Below are 17,729 nucleotides of genomic sequence, written 5' to 3'. Positions count from 1 at the left end.
GGTTTGCCTTGTATCTGGCTACATGCGGAAAATGCCAAATTTGCTGTCTGGTATTGGAGCATTAAGCGCAGCAGACAGAGCTATACCGACAACATCGCGTGTTTTCGCCGGATCAATAATCCCGTCGTCCCACAGGCGTGCACTGGCGTAATACGCATGGCTTTGAGTCTGATATTGCTGCGCAATTGGACGTTTGAACGCTTCTTCTTCCTCCGCGCTCCAGCTTTCTCCTTTGCGCGTTTTAATATCGCGGGTGACTTGCGCCATTACGCCAGCCGCTTGCTCTCCACCCATTACGGAGATGCGCGCGTTTGGCCACATCCACATCATGGTTGGATCATAAGCGCGGCCACACATGCCGTAGTTCCCTGCGCCATACGAGCCACCAATCACTACGGTAAACTTAGGTACGTCTGCACACGCAACAGCGGTTACCATTTTCGCGCCATGTTTGGCGATGCCTTCGGCTTCGTACTTCTGACCGACCATAAAGCCCGTTATGTTCTGCAAGAAAAGCAGAGGAATTTTGCGTTGTGCGCACAGCTCAATAAAATGCGCCCCTTTTTGTGCCGACTCTGAAAATAGAATGCCGTTGTTAGCGACAATGCCAATCGGCATACCGTGAATATGGGCAAAGCCACAGACTAAGGTTTCACCGAACAAGGCTTTAAATTCATCAAATTGTGAATCATCAACAATTCGGGCAATGACCTCTTTAACATCAAACGGCTTTTTAAGATCGGTTCCGACGATGCCGTACAGCTCTTGCGCAGGAAAGCGTGGTTCTTGTGGCATTTTTTGCTTGAGTTGGACGGGTTTCAAGTGGTTGATTTGTGAAACCGCTTGTCTTGCCAGCTCTAATGCATGGTGGTCGTTTTCTGCATAATAATCGGCCACGCCAGATGTACGGCAATGCACGTCTGCGCCGCCAAGATCTTCCGCACTCACTTCTTCGCCTGTCGCCGCTTTTACCAGAGGAGGGCCAGCTAAGAAGATCGTGCCTTGTTCTTTGACGATGATGGAAACATCACACATGGCAGGTACGTAAGCGCCGCCAGCGGTACATAGCCCCATGACCACCGCAATTTGCGGGATACCCTTGGCTGACATTCGAGCTTGGTTATAGAAAATACGACCGAAGTGGTCTTTGTCAGGGAAAACTTCATCTTGGCGGGGGAGGTTGGCACCGCCAGAGTCGACTAAGTAAACACACGGCAGTTGGCACTTTTCTGCAATTTCCTGTGCGCGTAAGTGTTTTTTAACCGTAAGTGGGTAGTAACTGCCGCCTTTTACCGTTACATCATTCGCTACGATCATGCACTCGGTGCCGTCAATCACACCCACACCCGCTACTACGCCCGCGCATGGAACGTAATCTGGATACACATCCCAGCCAGCAAACTGACCAATTTCTAGAAAGGACGAACCGGGGTCGAGGAGGGCAAGAATGCGCTCACGTACCGGAAGTTTGCCTTTCTTCTGCTGATGCTCGCGGGCTTTCTCACCGCCGCCATCTTCGATTTGCGCAGTCACAGTATAGAGTTGATCCACGAGTGATGCCATAGAGCGGTAATTTTCCTGATACTGCTCTGAATGGGTATTAATATTGGTCGTCAAACAAGCCATAAATAGCCGATCTCCATTCGGTAGACGGGTGACAAATCCCGTCTTTATCTATGTTGAATAAGATTTAGGTTGAATAAGGAAGTTGTTTCGAGTCAGAACGCCTAGGTATGATGATTAGGCGCTTTCGTTAAACAATTCGCGACCAATAAGCATGCGGCGAATTTCTGAAGTGCCGGCACCAATTTCATACAGCTTGGCATCACGCAACAAACGGCCCGTATCAAACTCATTGATATAGCCATTGCCACCGAGTAGCTGAATGGCATCTAATGCCATCTTGGTTGCCAGCTCTGCACTGTAGAGGATCGCGCCAGCAGAATCTTTACGGGTGGTTTCACCGCGATCACAAGCGGCAGCCACTGCGTAAACGTAGGCTTTCGCGGCATTCATTTGTGTATACATATCGGCGATTTTTGCTTGAACTAGCTGGAATTCACCGATGGATTTGCCGAACTGTTTGCGGTCGTGAATGTAAGGCACAACGATGTCCATGCACGCCTGCATGATGCCAAGCGGGCCACCTGCAAGCACCACGCGTTCGTAGTCCAAACCGCTCATCAACACTTTCACACCTTGGTTTTCTTCGCCGAGAATGTTTTCCGCAGGGACTTCGCAGTTTTGGAAGACCAGTTCACAGGTGTTTGAGCCGCGCATGCCCAACTTGTCGAGTTTTTGTGCTTGAGTAAATCCAGGGAATCCGCGTTCTACAATAAATGCCGTGATGCCTTTGGAATGTTGGCTTGGATCGGTTTTTGCGTAGACAACATAGGTGTGTGCATCAGGGCCGTTGGTGATCCACATTTTGTTGCCATTTAGCAGGAATATATCGCCTTTACGTTCGGCTTTAAGCTGCATAGAGACAACATCAGAGCCAGCGCCGGGTTCGCTCATTGCAAGGGCACCGATATGTTCACCGGAGATGAGCTTTGGTAGGTATTTTTCTTTTTGCGCTTGTGTACCGTTGCGGTGGATTTGGTTGACACAAAGATTGGAGTGAGCGCCGTAACTTAATGCAACTGAAGCGGATGCTCGGCTGATCTCTTCCATGGCAATCACGTGGGCGAGATAGCCCATGTTCGCACCACCAAACTCCTCGCTGGTGGTCACACCTAAAAGACCCATTTCACCTAATTTGGACCAAAGATGGTTTGGAAAGTCGTTAGATTGGTCGATAGATTGCGCTAAAGGCGCAATTTCTCTTGCAGCAAAACTATTGATTTGCTCGCGAAGCAAATCGGTATTGTCATCGTATACAAAGTTTAGGGAAGAGTAGGTAGATTTCATTGCGTGTCCTTGCCTTTACGTCACCTACATCCCAGAGTTGAGGTGTCAGGTGACTTTTTCGCCTTTCATGGATCTCAGTGTGTTTTCACATCGCAACTGAGCCGCGCTCAACTCCATCATCACCGCTTGGATGTCATTCGCTTGCTGTTGCAATGCTGCCTTCTTCTCTTCGATCAACCGAATCATGTAGTTCAACTGCTCAGTACTTTGATCGGTATCGTAGAGTTCAAATAACTCTTTGATATCTGCAAGAGAAAAGCCTAATCGCTTACCTCGCAAAATCAGTTTTAGTCGAATTCGATCGCGACCATTGTAGATTCGTGTATTGCCTTTACGTTCCGGAGTTAAGAGACCTAAATCCTCGTAAAAGCGAATGCTTCGGGTGGTAATATCGAACTCCTTCGCGAGCTCACTGATCTTAAATGTATTCATTCTTTAACCTTAAGACTTTCGTATAACATTCGTACGAATATACAGTTCGTTAACGTTAAAGTAAATATAGTTCAGTATCCCTGAAGCATTGATATGACTCGCATTTACTCAAAGTTGGCTAGTCAATCGAACAAACAATAACCTCAAACTTGACGTTAACGTAAATGTTAGTATAGTTATGACGTAAACGTCAACAAAAGGTTAATGAAATGAAAAATGAAACATGGATTGTTGCCGCTAAACGAACACCTATCGGCGCTTTTCAAGGTGCATTGGCTTCAACCGATGTCACGGAACTTGGTGCTAAAGCCATCCAAGGAGCACTAGCTGAAAGCCAGCTAGACGCACATAAAATAGACGAAGTGTTGATGGGATGTGTTTTACCTGCCGGCGTGGGGCAAGCGCCAGCAAGACAAGCAAGCCTAAAAGCAGAAATGCCTCAATCGATTGGTTGTACGACGCTGAACAAAGTCTGTGGTTCGGGCATGAAAACCGTCATGCTGGCACATGACCTGATTCAATCTGGCAACGCGCACGCGGTTATCGCGGGTGGCATGGAAAACATGTCGTCTTCTCCTTATCTATTAAAGAAAGCGCGTGATGGTTTCCGTTTGGGTCACGAGCAAGTGCTTGATCACATGTTTTATGACGGTTTGCAGGATGCCTACCAAGGCGAATTGATGGGTGTCTTTGCTGAACAAACCGCGCAAAAGTATCAGTTCAGCCGTGAAAGTATGGATGCCTGGGCGCAGCAGTCGGTGACTCGCGCGCAGCAAGCGATTGAGCAAGGTTTGTTCAAAGAAGAGATTGTTGCCGTTAACGTAAAAAGTCGACGCGGCGAAACCTTGGTTGTAGACGATGAGCAGCCGAGCAAACTCGACGTCGCTAAAATTCTTACCTTACGTCCTGCGTTTGCCAAAGATGGCGGCGTAACGGCAGCCAACTCAAGTTCCATTTCTGATGGTGCATCGGCACTGGTATTGGTCGATAGTGAATTTGGCCGTCAGGAAAACCTTCAACCTCTAGCCAAAATTGTCGCGTACAGCACGCATGCAAGACAGCCTGATGAGTTCACAATTGCACCCGTATTCGCGATTGAAACGCTGCTGGAAAAAACGGGCTGGGACAAATCAGACGTGGACCTTTGGGAAATCAATGAAGCCTTTGCTGTTGTGACTCAATACGCGGTGAAGGCACTCGAACTGGACGAGAGCAAAGTGAACCCTCGCGGCGGTGCATGCGCTTTAGGCCACCCCATTGGTGCAAGTGGTAACCGAATCCTCGTCACTTTGATTCACGCTCTTAAACAAACGGGCGGTAAGCGCGGCGTTGCATCGCTTTGTATTGGTGGCGGCGAGGCTACCGCAATCGCGATTGAAATCTGCTAATTCATTCTCAACAAAGTTTCATTTACATAACAGTAGTCAGTAACAAGCTGAAAAATACAAGGATGTCATCATGACAGAACAAGTAAAGCAGTATATCGGTGGTGAATTTGCCATCTCCGACTCAAAACAATGGCTAGATGTAACTAACCCGGCAACCAACGAAGTGATTGCGCAAGTACCTTGTGCCACGGAATCAGAAATGAATGCGGCGATCGCCAGCGCAACAGAGACGTTCAAGCGTTGGAAGGAAGTCGCAGCGCCGGAGCGTGCGAGATTGATGCTGCGTTACCAACACCTGCTAAAAGAGCAACACGATGAGTTGGCGATACTGCTTTCAAGTGAGACAGGTAAAACTCTAGCGGATGCAAAAGGTGATGTTTGGCGCGGAATTGAGGTTGTAGAACAAGCGGCGAACATTTGTAGCTCAATGATGGGCGAAACGGTTGAAAACGTCGCGACCAATATCGACGGTTACTCTTACATTCAACCGCTCGGCGTTTGTGCTGGCATCACACCGTTTAACTTCCCGGCTATGATCCCGTTGTGGATGTTCCCAATGGCGATTGCTTGCGGTAATACCTTCATTTTGAAGCCGTCAGAGCAAGTGCCACTAACGGCAATGAAACTGGCGGAGCTGTTTGAACAAGCAGGCGCACCAAAAGGCGTGCTGCAAATTGTTCACGGCACCAAAGAGCAGGTTGACCGCATTCTAACTGATCCAGTCGTTCGTGCGATCTCTTTTGTTGGCTCAGTGCCAGTTGGTGAGTACATCTACAAAACCGGTACGGACAACCTAAAGCGCGTGCAGTCATTTGCGGGTGCGAAGAACCACATGGTCATAATGCCAGATGCAAACAAACAGCAAGTCATCAATAACCTAGTTGGCGCATCGGTCGGTGCCGCAGGTCAGCGCTGTATGGCGATTTCGGTGGCAGTATTTGTTGGCGAAACGAAAGAATGGATTCCAGAGCTTAAAGAGGCGTTAGCTCAAGTTCAACCAGGGGCGTGGGACGATGAAACCGCAGGTTATGGCCCACTGATTAGCCCGCAAGCGAAGCTGCGTGTGGTGAATCTTATTAATGAAGGCAAAGCGTCTGGCGCGAACTGTGTTCTGGATGGGACAGATTGCCAAGTACCCGGCTTCCCTAATGGTAACTGGGTGGGACCAACGCTGTTTACCAACGTGACCACTGACATGTCGATTTATCAGGAAGAGATTTTTGGTCCTGTGCTGCTGACAATGGAAGTCGACAATTTAGACGCGGCAATTGAGCTGATCAATGCAAACCGTTTCGGTAACGGTACGTCTATTTTTACGGCGAATGGCGCAGCAGCGAGAAAGTATCAACACAATATCGAAGTGGGTAACGTAGGCATCAACGTGCCGATTCCGGTGCCATTGCCGTTCTTCTCGTTTACTGGCTGGAAAGGCAGCTTCTATGGCGATTTACATGCTTACGGCAAACAAGCGGTTCGCTTCTACACCGAAACGAAAACCGTCACCGCACGTTGGTTTGAAGATGACATTCCAAGCGGTCCAAACATGACCATTCAATTGAGCTAGTCACAGAAGTAGCGATACCTCTAGCTAAGCCCCTCCGTTTGAGTGGGCTTGGCGTCAAGTGCAACGAATTAGACCTTAGGACTTCAAGATGGATTTTGAATTAAACGAAGATCAACTCGCGTTTGCCGAAGTAGCAAAGCAGTTTGCAGACCAAATGTTAGCGCCGCACGCGGCCGAGTGGGATGAAAACCATCATTTCCCTAAAGATGTACTGCGTCAGGCGGGTGAGCTTGGCTTTTTGAGCATCTACACGCCGCCAGAGCACGGTGGTTTGGGGTTATCTCGTTTGGATGCGGCGATCATTTTCGAGCAATTGGCCATGGGTTGTACCGCGACTACGGCGTTTATGACAATCCATAACATGGCGACGTGGATGATCACCAGCTTTGCCAAAGCCGAAGTGGCGCAGCAATTTAGCGCGGATTTAATTTCAGGTGAAAAGCTCGCTTCCTACTGTTTAACCGAACCCAATGCAGGCTCTGACGCCGCTTCGCTAACGACAAGTGCGGTACGTGAAGGTGACGAGTTTGTATTGAATGGCGCAAAAGTATTTATCTCTGGTGCAGGTGATACGGATGTTCTTGTCGTGATGGCGCGTTCATGCGGCGAAGGGGCGGGTGGCGTTTCTGCGTTCGTCGTTCCTGCTGATTGCGAAGGCATTAGCTATGGCAAGAAAGAAGCCAAAATGGGTTGGAATTGCCAGCCAACGCGCATGATCACCTTCGAAAATGTCCGCATTCCTGCTGACTATCTGTTGGGTGAAGAGGGCGAAGGCTTTAAGTTCGCCATGCTTGGTCTGGATGGCGGTCGAATCAACATCGCTACTTGTTCCGTCGGTACGGCACAACAGGCACTGAACGAAGCCAAGCAATACATGACCGAGCGTAAACAATTCGGACGTTCACTGGCACAATTCCAAGCACTACAGTTTAAATTGGCCGATATGGCAACAGAGCTGGTTGCTGCGCGTCAAATGGTGCGACTCGCTGCCGCCAAACTCGATGCTCAACACGCAGAAAAAAGTGCGTACTGTGCCATGGCAAAACGCTTTGCCACGGATGTGGGCTTTAAAGTCTGCGATCAGGCGCTGCAAATTCACGGTGGCTATGGCTACATCAAAGAATACCCAGTCGAGCGCCATTTCCGAGACGTTCGTGTTCACCAAATCCTTGAAGGTACCAACGAAATCATGCGTCTGATCATTTCAAGACGTTTACTCACGGAAGGCGTTGAGCTGCTTTAGAAAGCGAGACAGAGCCTTACCTAAAGGAATAAAAAAGGACTGAAAGATTATGACGGCACAAATCAAACTAGAGCGCGAAGCGCACATTGCCAAGCTCACGATTAGTAACCCGCCTGCAAATACGTGGACGCTTGAATCTTTGAATCAGCTAAAAGAGTTGGCGATTGAACTCAGTAATGATCGCTCTATTTATGCGTTGGTATTAACAGGCGAAGGCGAGAAATTCTTCTCTGCAGGTGCGGATCTCAACAACTTTGCATCCGGCGATAAATCGCAAGCAGCAGATATGGCGTTCGCATTTGGTGAAGCTTTTGAAGCGCTGTCTGCATTCGATGGGGTTTCTATCGCGGCAATTAATGGTTACGCGATGGGCGGCGGGCTAGAAGTGGCGATGGCGTGTGACATTCGCATCGCAGAAGAACAAGTACAAATGGCACTGCCAGAGGCATCGGTAGGCTTGTTGCCGTGTGCGGGCGGGACGCAAAACCTGACCGCATTGGTTGGAGAAGGTTGGGCGAAGCGCATGATCCTGTGTGGTGAACGTGTGACTGCGGATCGAGCGGAACAAATCGGTTTGGTTGAAGAAGTCGTTGCAAAAGGCAAAGCACTAGATTCAGCGATGGCACTGGCACAGCGTGTCGCAGGTCAATCTCCGAAATCCGTTTCTGCATGCAAAACGCTCATTCAAGGTCGACGCAGCCAAACTCACGCGGCCGGACTCGTACTGGAGCGTGAACTCTTCTTACAGCTGTTCAATACACAAGATCAGACGGAGGGTGTGAACGCCTTCTTGCAGAAACGTAAAGCCAACTGGACGAACAGTTAACGGAGGCGTCATGACCAGCAAAGTAAATATGCCCAGCAAAGTAAACGTGTCACAAATTGAGTGTGCTGATGGCTCTGCCATCGGTGTGTTGGAGTTAGATAACCCAGCCGCACTCAACGCACTTAGCTATGTGATGATCGAGCAGCTCTATAACCAACTGGTAGAGTGGCAATCGAACGACAGCATCGTCGCGGTATTCTTGCATGCTCAAGGTGAAAAAGCGTTTTGTGCTGGTGGCGATATTCAGGCTATCTACCGCGCTCTTGAGAATAAAGAGCAAGACTTTGATTCAGCGGTTGATGCAATGAAAACGTTTTTCGACCTTGAATACCGTTGTGATCATCTTATTCATACTTATCCAAAACCGATCATAGCATGGGGACACGGTTACCTGATGGGCGGGGGAGTTGGCCTGTTTATGGGCGCAAGCCATCGCGTTTCGGAAACAACCACTCGCTTTGCGATGCCAGAAATTAAAATCGGTCTTTATCCTGATGTGGGCGCGACCTATTTCTTAAATCAGTTACCGAAACATTTGGCACTTTTCCTTGGCCTGACTGCATGTCAAATCAACGCCACGGATATGAAAGCACTGGGGCTAAGCCGATGGGTTGCACCACCCGAAGGGAAGCAACAGTTAATCGAACATTTGTCTAACGTCAATTGGCTCAGTCAACCGAATATACACGACAAACTCTCCTCGATTCTCAATGCTATAGAAGCTAAGGAGTTAGGCGAAGGATTATTGATGCCTCATGCGGAATTGATTGAACAGCTCTGCACGGGAGATTTGCCAACGGTTGTTGAGGCGATATCCAGTGTTGATGTCGACGATAAATGGTTCATCAGTGCACAAAAAGCGATGCACTACGGTAGTCCACTTTCACTCAATATCACCTATCAGCAGTTAACGCAGTATCAAAAACTCTCTTTGAAAGCGTGTTTTGATATGGAATTTAACCTTACGTTACGTTGTGGGTTAGAAGGTGATTTTAGAGAAGGGGTTCGCGCGTTGATTATTGATAAAACCAATCAACCGACTTGGCAATATCGCACGGTTTCTGACGTAACGCCACAAGCTTTGGAACGCTTCTTCGCACCAATTGACTCAACAGAATACCCACTGACCGCATCGTCGGTTGCCACTGAGGCACTTTAGACAAGGAAGAAATACGACATGGACAAAATTGCATTTATTGGCCTTGGCAACATGGGTGCGCCTATGGCTAAGAACCTACTCAAAGCGGGCTTGAACGTTGAAGTGTTTGATTTGAATCCAAACGCTGTGGCAGAACTTACCGCACTAGGCGCTTCAAGTGCCAATTCGGTTCAGCAGGCAGTACAAGGTGCGGACGTGGTCGTTACCATGTTGCCAGCGAGCCAACACGTTCAAAGCGTTTATCTTGGCCAAGACGGGATCTTAGATAGCGTTGAATCGGGCACTTTGCTGATTGATTCATCGACGATTGATCCAGCGATAGCACGATCAGTTGGAGAGCAAGCAGAGCAGCGTGGCATCAGTTTTGTGGACGCGCCAGTGTCCGGTGGCGTTGCAGGCGCAGCGGCAGGTACGTTGACTTTTATTGTTGGTGGCTCACAAGAGAATTTTGTTCAAGCCAAAGCGGTGCTTAGCCACATGGGCAAAAACATTTTTCATGCGGGAGACGCCGGAGCCGGTCAGGTGGCGAAGATCTGTAACAACATGATGTTGGGCATTTTGATGAGCGGCACCTGTGAAGCACTCAATTTGGGTATGGAAAATGGACTCGATCCTAAAGTGTTGTCCGACATTATGCTGCAAAGTTCGGGTCGAAATTGGGCTCTAGAGCTCTACAACCCGTGTCCGGGCGTGATGGAAAACACACCTGCAAGCAATGGTTATCAGGGCGGCTTTATGAGCCAGTTAATGGCGAAAGATCTCGGTCTTGCGATGGAAGCGGCGGTTGCCAGTCAAACATCAACGCCAATGGGCAGCTTGGCTCGTAACCTGTTTAATTTTCACAACGGTCAGGGCAACGGGCAAAAAGATTTCTCAAGCTTGTTTGAGTTCTACCAAAAGCAAAATCAGGCCTAAGGAGCGCTTATGGAGTTAGCAAATAAGGTCATTGCGATCACGGGGGCAGGGCAGGGACTGGGTAAACAAATGGCACTGTCTTTGGCGGAAAGTGGCGTTCATCTTGCGCTTATCGACCTCAACCCAGATCAACTGGCTGAAACGAAAGCGGAGTGTGAAGCTCTCGGCGTTACCGCTCGTTTTTATGTGACGAACGTGACTGACGAGCAGCAGGTGTGCGCTGCATTTGCGCAAATTGAAGCGGATTTCAAACAGCTCAATGGCGTGATTAACAACGCAGGCATTATGCGCGATGGCATGTTCATTAAAGTAAAAGATGGTCAGATCAATACGATGTCGCTGGAACAGTTTCAGTCCGTTCTGGATGTGAATGTGACAGGCACTTTTCTGTGCGGTCGCGAAGCGAGCAAGGTAATGCTGAACACCGACAGTAAAGGCGTGTTGATCAACATATCGAGCGTTGCGCGTGCCGGGAACATTGGTCAAACCAACTACTCCGCATCCAAAGCGGCGGTAGCCACCATGGCGACGGTGTGGGCGAAAGAGTTAGGGCGTTTTGGCATTCGTTCAGTGGCGATTGCACCGGGTGTCATCAAAACTGCAATGACCGATCAAATAAAACCTGAAGCGATGGATCGCTTGGTGAGTATGATTCCTGCTGGCCGACTAGGTTTAGCAGATGAAATCTCGATGACCATCAAGTACGTGCTGAAGAACGAATTCGTCACCGGAAGAGTATTGGAAGTCGATGGTGGAATGCGAATGTAAAGTCAAAAAAAAGAGCTAGCGACTATTGGTGTCGCTAGCTCTTTAACGTGACGGTTCCACAATTTACAGAAATACAGTTTTTATCTATTTGTCGCGCCGCTACAGCTGAGTGACAAACGAACCTTCTGGAGTCACGGGTAGGTACTTTTTATAAAAATCTAAGTACGCCTGCTCTGGGTTTACATCGCTAAACAATTCTGGATATAGGGCTTTGGCGTAGAACTGAATCATCGCGCCATCCATGATCGTTCGACAAGCGCCGTGGTAGGCGGCATACATACGATTGTTTTGAACCGCAGAAATTGATGACCAACCTAGGCGGTTTTTAAATCCGGCTAAACGCTCTTTCGCTAAATCTTCTTGAACACCTTGTCCCATTACCATCGCGTCATCCGAACTGCCTGACTCATAACCCGTCATGACAATAACATCTGGGTTGGCAGCGATGATCTGCTCTGGGTTTAATTTCCCCCACCATTCAACGTAAGGTGCTGAAATATTGTTACCGCCAGCCATAGTAGCAATTGCGCCCCACATGTTTTTGCCGAACGTGTAGCCTACTTCATTGATGCCAGAAGCACCGTATTCTGTATAGACTTTTGGCTTTTCGAGGTTAGCAGAGGCTAAGCGATTGTTGATGAGTTCAATATTTTGGCGATATTCATCCGCGATTTTCTCGGCACGCTCTTCTTGGCCTGTAATGACACCAATCAATTGGGTGCTTTGGATATGTCGCTCAAGAGTTTGGGCATTGTAGTCTACGACAAGAACAGGTATTCCTGCGCTTTCGATGCGTTCTATCTCAGAGCCTAATCCTTTATATTGCCAATCTGCCAACATCAATAGGTCGGGCTTTAGACTAATCACTTTTTCTACTGAGAATGTGTTGGTATCTACGCGACCAATGCCCGGAATAGTGTCCAAAGAAGGGCGATGTTTTACGTAAAGATCCCAGTTAGCGGGGCGTGCTTGCCAGATATATTTAGACATGCCGACAACATTGTCATAAGCAGCTTCTGTACCGATAGCCATGTAATCTTCTGGGTAGAAACCCACGATGGCTCTCTTAGCTGGCGCGTCAAACGTGACTTCTCTTCCCAGAACATCCGTCACCGTCGTCATATCCGCTAGTGCGAATGAACTGAATGCGAGCGCAGCAATACTAACTAAATTTTTATACATTGATGATAACCTTGATTTTTATCCATTGTCGCCAGCGTGCTCTGCCAGTCCCTATTTGGTCGAGATGATAATTTATTTACTAACACTTATGCAAATTATTATCATTTCTGTTAGTATGCGGACTAAATTGAAACCTCGATAAATTGTTTAGCGCCAGCGTCAATCTTAGCCGTAGCAAATAACCCATAAATGAAAAGAATCAGGTAGTGTCAGATGCAGTCTGAAGCAGTATTACAAGCCATTGAACAACAGAGAAAGCACGAACATCGTCGCATGGTTGTTCTCAGCACATTTTGTCTTATTTTGGTGGTATCACTGGTACTCGATGTTATGACGGGGCCATCTTTGCTGGATGCGACAAGTGTTTTGCATGCGATATTACAGTTTGTTGGTTTACCGTTTCAGGTCGATGCGTCAACGCAAGTCATTGTGACGAATTTACGCCTGCCAATAGCGTTAATGGCTATCGTTGTGGGTGGAGCGTTGGGAGTCGGTGGGGCAGAGATGCAAACCTTACTCAATAATAATATGGCGAGCCCATACACGTTAGGCATGGCGGCCGCAGCCGGTTTTGGCGCAGCCATTACGCTTTACTTTGGATCTTTAGGGATAGACAGCAATTACGCAGTGCCACTCGGGGCGTTTATTTGCTGCATGCTAGCGGCCTGTTTCTTGTTTGCTCTGGCTTCCATGCGCCATATCAGCTCAGGGCAACTCATCTTGGCTGGTATTGCACTCTTGTTTCTTTTCCAGTCGCTCTTGTCTTTGGTTCAGTTTGTTTCCTCTCCAGAACTCAGCCAACAAATTTTATTCTGGCTTTTTGGTAGTTTATCGAAAGCGACTTGGGGCAACTTATTGATAACCTCTGTGGTTGTGGTCTTTGGTTTCCTGTTTCTGATGAAAGATTCCTGGAAGTTAACGGCGCTGCGTTTGGGAGAAGAACGGGCAAAAAGTGTCGGTGTTAACGTTAAACAGCTACGCCTGAAAACACTGTTTATTGTCGCGTTAATGACTGCAACGGTCACGAGCTTTGTGGGTATTATTGGCTTTGTTGGAATTGTCGCGCCAAACATCGCCAAAATTTTGGTTGGTGAGGATCAGCGTTTCTTCTTACCACTTTCCTTTTTGATTGGTGCATTTCTGCTCTCTACAGCATCAGTGCTCTCAAAAGTAATTGTTCCTGGTGCGCTGTTCCCTATCGGAATTGTCACCGCGATCATCGGCGTCCCATTTTTCTTTTGGCTGATTATCGCAAAGCGAGGTTAATGTATGCTGACCGCAAACAATGTAAACATTCAGATTGGCTCGTTAACCCTAGCCCGTGAAATGAGTTTTGATCTACAACCGGGTCAAGTGACCGCGATTCTGGGCCCAAACGGCACGGGTAAGAGTACATTACTGAAAACGTTATTTGGCGATCAAAAACTGAGTGGTGGCGAAATCAGATATGGCGGCGAAGCCTTGTCATATAAGTCGTTGGCAAAGTGGCGCAGCAAGTTTGGTTACATGCCGCAAGATATTAATCTCGATGTGAACTTAACGGTGACGGAAGTCATCTTGTTGGGGCGAATGGACGCTCTGAGTCTACGTGTTGACGATCACACCCTCCATCAAGCGCTGCATATCTTAGAGAGTATCGGGCTTTCGCATTTGGCAAACCGAAACGTCAACACGCTGAGTGGCGGTCAGTGTCAAATGGTGCTGTTTGCCCAAGCCCTGATGCGCGAGCCAACGATTATGATGTTGGACGAACCTGTCAGCGCGTTAGATTTACATCATCAACATGTATTACTCGATCATTTAGTCAGCCAAACTCGCCAGCAGCAATATATTACCGTTATGGTCCTGCATGACCTGAATTTGGCGGCCCAATACGCGGACAATTTGCTGGTATTAAAATCGGGTGATTTAGTGGCGTCTGGTCACCCTAAAGATATTTTGACGTCTGAGCTTGTACAACGTGTTTATGATGTCGATGCACAGGTGATTAAAGACGACATGGGTACGCCATTTGTTCGCACTATTCGCAAGAGGGCAGCTTGAGTTCTGGAAATTTATCTCATTGATACAACTAATTAGTGTGCAATTTATCACCAATGAAGAATAAATAATGTTTTCCTACGCTTAATGAGAATTTAGTAAGTGTGTAGCGTGTCGAAAAAAACAGGTCTGCAGATAAATATCTAATGATTTGAGCCTCTTACCTATCTAAATTGCAACCAATGGCATGTGTAATACCTGCCCACTAAATGTAATTAATATTGAGGACTCAAATGAAACGCTCACTACTTGGATTGACAATTCTTGCTTCGTTTAGCTGTGCTGCAAACGCTGCGTTGGATTTGGAAACAATCAAAAATAACAATACAGAAAACCTTGTTTGGGTAGGGCACCTAAGTCCTGATACCGATAGTGCGGCTTCTGTTATTGTTGCATCTCATATTTATGGCGGTACACCCGCTGTAACTGAAGCTCCAAATCCTGAAAGCCAATTTGTCTTTAAATACTGTGGAATCGATTCACCACAGATTAAAACGGATTTCTCTTCACACCAAATCGGCTTACTGGATTTTAACCAATCAACTCAGCTTGCACCTTCGGTCGACCCTGCTTCAATTGTTGCCATCATCGACCACCATGCCATGGGTAGTAAGCCGATTAGCATGCCACAACTTGTGAGCATGGATATTCGTGCGTGGGGTTCAACCGCTACAATCCTAGCCGCAAACGCAGATAAGTTGAATGTAGAACTGCCTAAATCTGTGGCGTGTGCTGGCCTAGGCGCAATCCTTTCTGATACTGTCGTTTTCCAATCGTCCACCACGACTGAGTACGATAAACACTATGCGTCTAAGCTTGCGAAAATAGCAGGCGTTAAAGATATTCAGGATTTTGGTCAGCAGATGCTCATTGCAAAGTCCGATCTTAGTCACTTCACGGCAGAAACGATTTTGACCATGGATTACAAGAATTTTGAATTCGGAGGCAAAAAGGTCGGAATCGGTGTAGCGGAAACGCTAACGGCGCAACAGCTCATTGACCGCAAGGAAGACTTCCTTAAAGCGATGAAGTCTTACAAACAAGAGCAGGAACTCGATTATCTATTTTTCTCAATTACAGATACCAAGAATAAACGTGCAAATATTCTTTGGGCTGACAAGCAAGATGAGAAAATTCTTGCCAACGCATTTGATGCAGAGATCAAAGGTGACATGTTAGTTCTAGACGGCGTTACTTCACGTAAGCGTCAAATTGGTCCTGCGATTCAGAAAGCGGTAGAAGCACTTTAACCGTTCCTGCCCGTGCTCTTCTAAAGAGTAAAGGGCAGTTGTTAATACAATTTAAAATACCTCTATAAATGGCTTAGTCACAATGTGGCTGAGCCTTTTTTAATTCATCTCAATTCCCTTCCAGTGATTTTTTAAGTTTTCTGTTTAGAACATGGCACAGCATGGCTAACTTGATTGAAGCTAGTTCCAACTTTATGGATGCCTTTCAACGATATAGGTCACTAATGGAGTCCAATAGTGATAGGTATCCCGTTGTGAACGGGAAAATTGCGACTAACAGGTGAACTAGTGGTAAAAGTTTAACCGAAAAGAGTGAGAATATTATTCATCACTTATTGTTAATCTCTAGTTTCTACTAGCCAGGGGGGAGAGGGACGTTATGAATATAAAAAGAAAAATAACAATAGCTTTGATTTGGTTGTTGATTGGATTTACAGCCCAGTCCGCTTTTATGCTTTATCAAAGTAATCGTATTCACGAGTCTTCAGTTCTTATCAGTGAAGCGATTGAGCCGACCGTGGCTAAGTCTTACGAGTTGCAGATTGAGATTATTCAGATTCAACAGTGGTTAACTGATATTAGTGCAACTAGAGGTTTAGACGGATTAAATGACGGTATTGATGTCGCCCAAGAACACTATGATAAGGCGCATAACCTCATCGCTGAATTGGCATCGCTTGATAAGGAGAATGCGAGTGCCTACGAGAACCTCAAACCTGCTTTAGATAGCTATTTCAAAACGGGTAAAGTGATGGCCAATGCGTATATTGAGTTTGGCCCAAGTGGTGGTAACAAGATGATGTCTGAATTCGATGAGGCGTCTGAACAGATTTCTAATCAAATCGAAAACGTCATGACCATTGTGACTCAACGCTCTCGTTACTATGCTGAACAACAAGTTGAGAGTAGCACCGCAATTCAGCAAGCTATGTATGTAACAACGGTACTGTTTGTCATCACTCTCGTCGCCATGTATTTCTTTGCTATCAACGGTGTATTAAAACCAATCAATGCGATGGCGAGTATGGCTGAGGATCTCGCTCAGGGTGAAGGGGATCTGACAAAACGATTAGATGAATCTCGCCAAGATGAATTGGGTGTGACTGCAAGGTGGATCAACCGATTTGTCGAGAAAACACAAGAGACCATTAAGACGGTTGGTAAAGCAACCGATGAGCTCGCAGACGCAACGGAAACTTTGCATCGTTCAGTGCAACAAGCGAGGGATGGAATGTCATCTCAGCTCGTTGAAGCAGAGCAAGCAGCAAGCGCGATGAACGAAATGATGGCGACAGCGAAAGAAGTTGCGCAGCACACCTCAAAAACGGCAGCAGGCACTGAAAAAGCGATGTCATTGTCACTCGAGAGTAGAGAAGTAAGTGAAGCAACCTCTGTACAAATCACCGCTTTAGTAACTGAAATGGAAAAAGCACAAGCGGTTATTGAACAGCTAAGCGCAGACAGTACTTCAATTGGCGCTATGCTCGATGTGATTAATGGTATTTCAGAACAAACCAATTTGCTTGCACTTAACGCTGCTATTGAGGCTGCAAGGGCTGGCGAACAGGGGCGTGGATTTGCGGTCGTTGCAGACGAAGTTCGTTCACTGGCTGGTCGCTCACAGCAATCTACAGAAGATATTCAAGCAACGATTAATCAACTTCAACAGAGCATTCAAGAGGCGATTGATGTTATTCAGTCTGGTGGTCGACTCGCGAATGAATCGGTGAATTCTGTAGAGCAAGTGAAGCAATCTTTAGAAGTGATTGGTACGAATATTACAGATATTAACGAGATGAACATCCAAATCGCGACTGCTGCAGAAGAGCAAAGTCAGGTTTCAATGGAGATCAATCGCAATATAGAAAATGTTTCGCACGTGACAAATGCCAATTCAGACTATGTAAATACCGTTTATCAGACGGGAGAAAACATAAAGTCTAATGTTGAGCAAATCAATCGTTTGATGAGTAAGTTCATCGTTTAATCTGTAGACCTGATATGGCGGTAGCTTATTACCGCCATTCATTTAAAACTCAGACAAAACCCGAG

General features: G+C 47.0%; 15 protein-coding genes. 11 read left to right on the top strand and 4 right to left on the bottom strand.

What is annotated here, in order from left to right; translation table 11 throughout:
• Positions 1–18: 18 nt before the first annotated feature.
• The 3 genes from NP165_RS14485 to NP165_RS14475 form a co-directional block, all read right to left on the bottom strand.
• Positions 19–1,626, bottom strand: coding sequence for a carboxyl transferase domain-containing protein (locus NP165_RS14485; protein WP_257086435.1), 1,608 nt, complete (start codon positions 1,624–1,626; stop codon positions 19–21).
• A 114-nt stretch (positions 1,627–1,740) separates the two neighbouring features.
• The gene (locus NP165_RS14480) at positions 1,741–2,910 is read right to left on the bottom strand and encodes an isovaleryl-CoA dehydrogenase (protein ID WP_257086434.1); all 1,170 of its coding nucleotides are present in this window, start codon (positions 2,908–2,910) and stop codon (positions 1,741–1,743) included.
• A 45-nt stretch (positions 2,911–2,955) separates the two neighbouring features.
• On the bottom strand, positions 2,956–3,342 hold the full coding sequence (locus NP165_RS14475; RefSeq protein ID WP_140084906.1) for a MerR family transcriptional regulator: 387 nt from the start codon (positions 3,340–3,342) through the stop codon (positions 2,956–2,958).
• Between the two features lie 209 nt (positions 3,343–3,551).
• On the opposite strand from NP165_RS14475, the gene NP165_RS14470 reads away from it, so the two are divergent.
• The 7 genes from NP165_RS14470 to NP165_RS14440 all read left to right on the top strand — a co-directional run bounded on the left by NP165_RS14470 (position 3,552) and on the right by NP165_RS14440 (position 11,205).
• Positions 3,552–4,730, top strand: coding sequence for a thiolase family protein (locus tag NP165_RS14470; protein WP_257086433.1), 1,179 nt, complete (start codon positions 3,552–3,554; stop codon positions 4,728–4,730).
• Between the two features lie 70 nt (positions 4,731–4,800).
• The gene (locus NP165_RS14465; protein ID WP_025503677.1) at positions 4,801–6,294 is read left to right on the top strand and encodes a CoA-acylating methylmalonate-semialdehyde dehydrogenase; all 1,494 of its coding nucleotides are present in this window, start codon (positions 4,801–4,803) and stop codon (positions 6,292–6,294) included.
• 88 nt (positions 6,295–6,382) lie between these two features.
• Entirely contained in the window at positions 6,383–7,537 is a 1,155-nt protein-coding gene (locus NP165_RS14460) for an acyl-CoA dehydrogenase family protein (RefSeq protein ID WP_025541258.1), read from the top strand.
• A gap of 49 nt (positions 7,538–7,586) precedes the next feature.
• Positions 7,587–8,363 (top strand): enoyl-CoA hydratase, encoded by a 777-nt coding sequence (locus NP165_RS14455; protein ID WP_257086431.1) that lies wholly within the window; start codon positions 7,587–7,589, stop codon positions 8,361–8,363.
• A gap of 28 nt (positions 8,364–8,391) precedes the next feature.
• Complete coding sequence (locus tag NP165_RS14450) at positions 8,392–9,522, top strand: enoyl-CoA hydratase/isomerase family protein (RefSeq protein ID WP_257086832.1); 1,131 nt, start codon at positions 8,392–8,394, stop codon at positions 9,520–9,522.
• An 18-nt stretch (positions 9,523–9,540) separates the two neighbouring features.
• Entirely contained in the window at positions 9,541–10,437 is an 897-nt protein-coding gene (gene mmsB / locus NP165_RS14445) for a 3-hydroxyisobutyrate dehydrogenase (protein ID WP_257086430.1), read from the top strand.
• A gap of 9 nt (positions 10,438–10,446) precedes the next feature.
• Entirely contained in the window at positions 10,447–11,205 is a 759-nt protein-coding gene (locus NP165_RS14440) for an SDR family oxidoreductase (RefSeq protein WP_257086429.1), read from the top strand.
• Between the two features lie 99 nt (positions 11,206–11,304).
• Here NP165_RS14440 and NP165_RS14435 read toward each other — a convergent pair whose 3' ends face one another.
• Positions 11,305–12,387 carry an ABC transporter substrate-binding protein gene (locus NP165_RS14435; RefSeq protein ID WP_257086428.1) on the bottom strand — a complete coding sequence of 361 codons (1,083 nt, stop codon included), beginning with the start codon at positions 12,385–12,387 and terminating at the stop codon, positions 11,305–11,307.
• A 213-nt stretch (positions 12,388–12,600) separates the two neighbouring features.
• Between NP165_RS14435 and NP165_RS14430 the strand changes: the two genes are divergently transcribed.
• The 4 genes from NP165_RS14430 to NP165_RS14415 all read left to right on the top strand — a co-directional run bounded on the left by NP165_RS14430 (position 12,601) and on the right by NP165_RS14415 (position 17,664).
• A complete protein-coding gene (locus NP165_RS14430) occupies positions 12,601–13,653 on the top strand; it encodes a FecCD family ABC transporter permease (protein ID WP_257086427.1) in 1,053 nt (350 codons plus the stop codon).
• 3 nt (positions 13,654–13,656) lie between these two features.
• Complete coding sequence (locus NP165_RS14425) at positions 13,657–14,430, top strand: ABC transporter ATP-binding protein (RefSeq protein ID WP_257086426.1); 774 nt, start codon at positions 13,657–13,659, stop codon at positions 14,428–14,430.
• A gap of 230 nt (positions 14,431–14,660) precedes the next feature.
• Positions 14,661–15,677 carry a manganese-dependent inorganic pyrophosphatase gene (locus NP165_RS14420; protein WP_257086425.1) on the top strand — a complete coding sequence of 339 codons (1,017 nt, stop codon included), beginning with the start codon at positions 14,661–14,663 and terminating at the stop codon, positions 15,675–15,677.
• A 379-nt stretch (positions 15,678–16,056) separates the two neighbouring features.
• Entirely contained in the window at positions 16,057–17,664 is a 1,608-nt protein-coding gene (locus tag NP165_RS14415) for a methyl-accepting chemotaxis protein (protein WP_257086424.1), read from the top strand.
• Positions 17,665–17,729: the final 65 nt, after the last annotated feature.

This window comes from Vibrio japonicus (genome assembly GCF_024582835.1).
Taxonomy (GTDB): domain Bacteria; phylum Pseudomonadota; class Gammaproteobacteria; order Enterobacterales; family Vibrionaceae; genus Vibrio; species Vibrio japonicus.
Note: the sequence above shows the minus strand (reverse complement) of the source record. Positions and strands in the feature narration are given on the sequence as shown.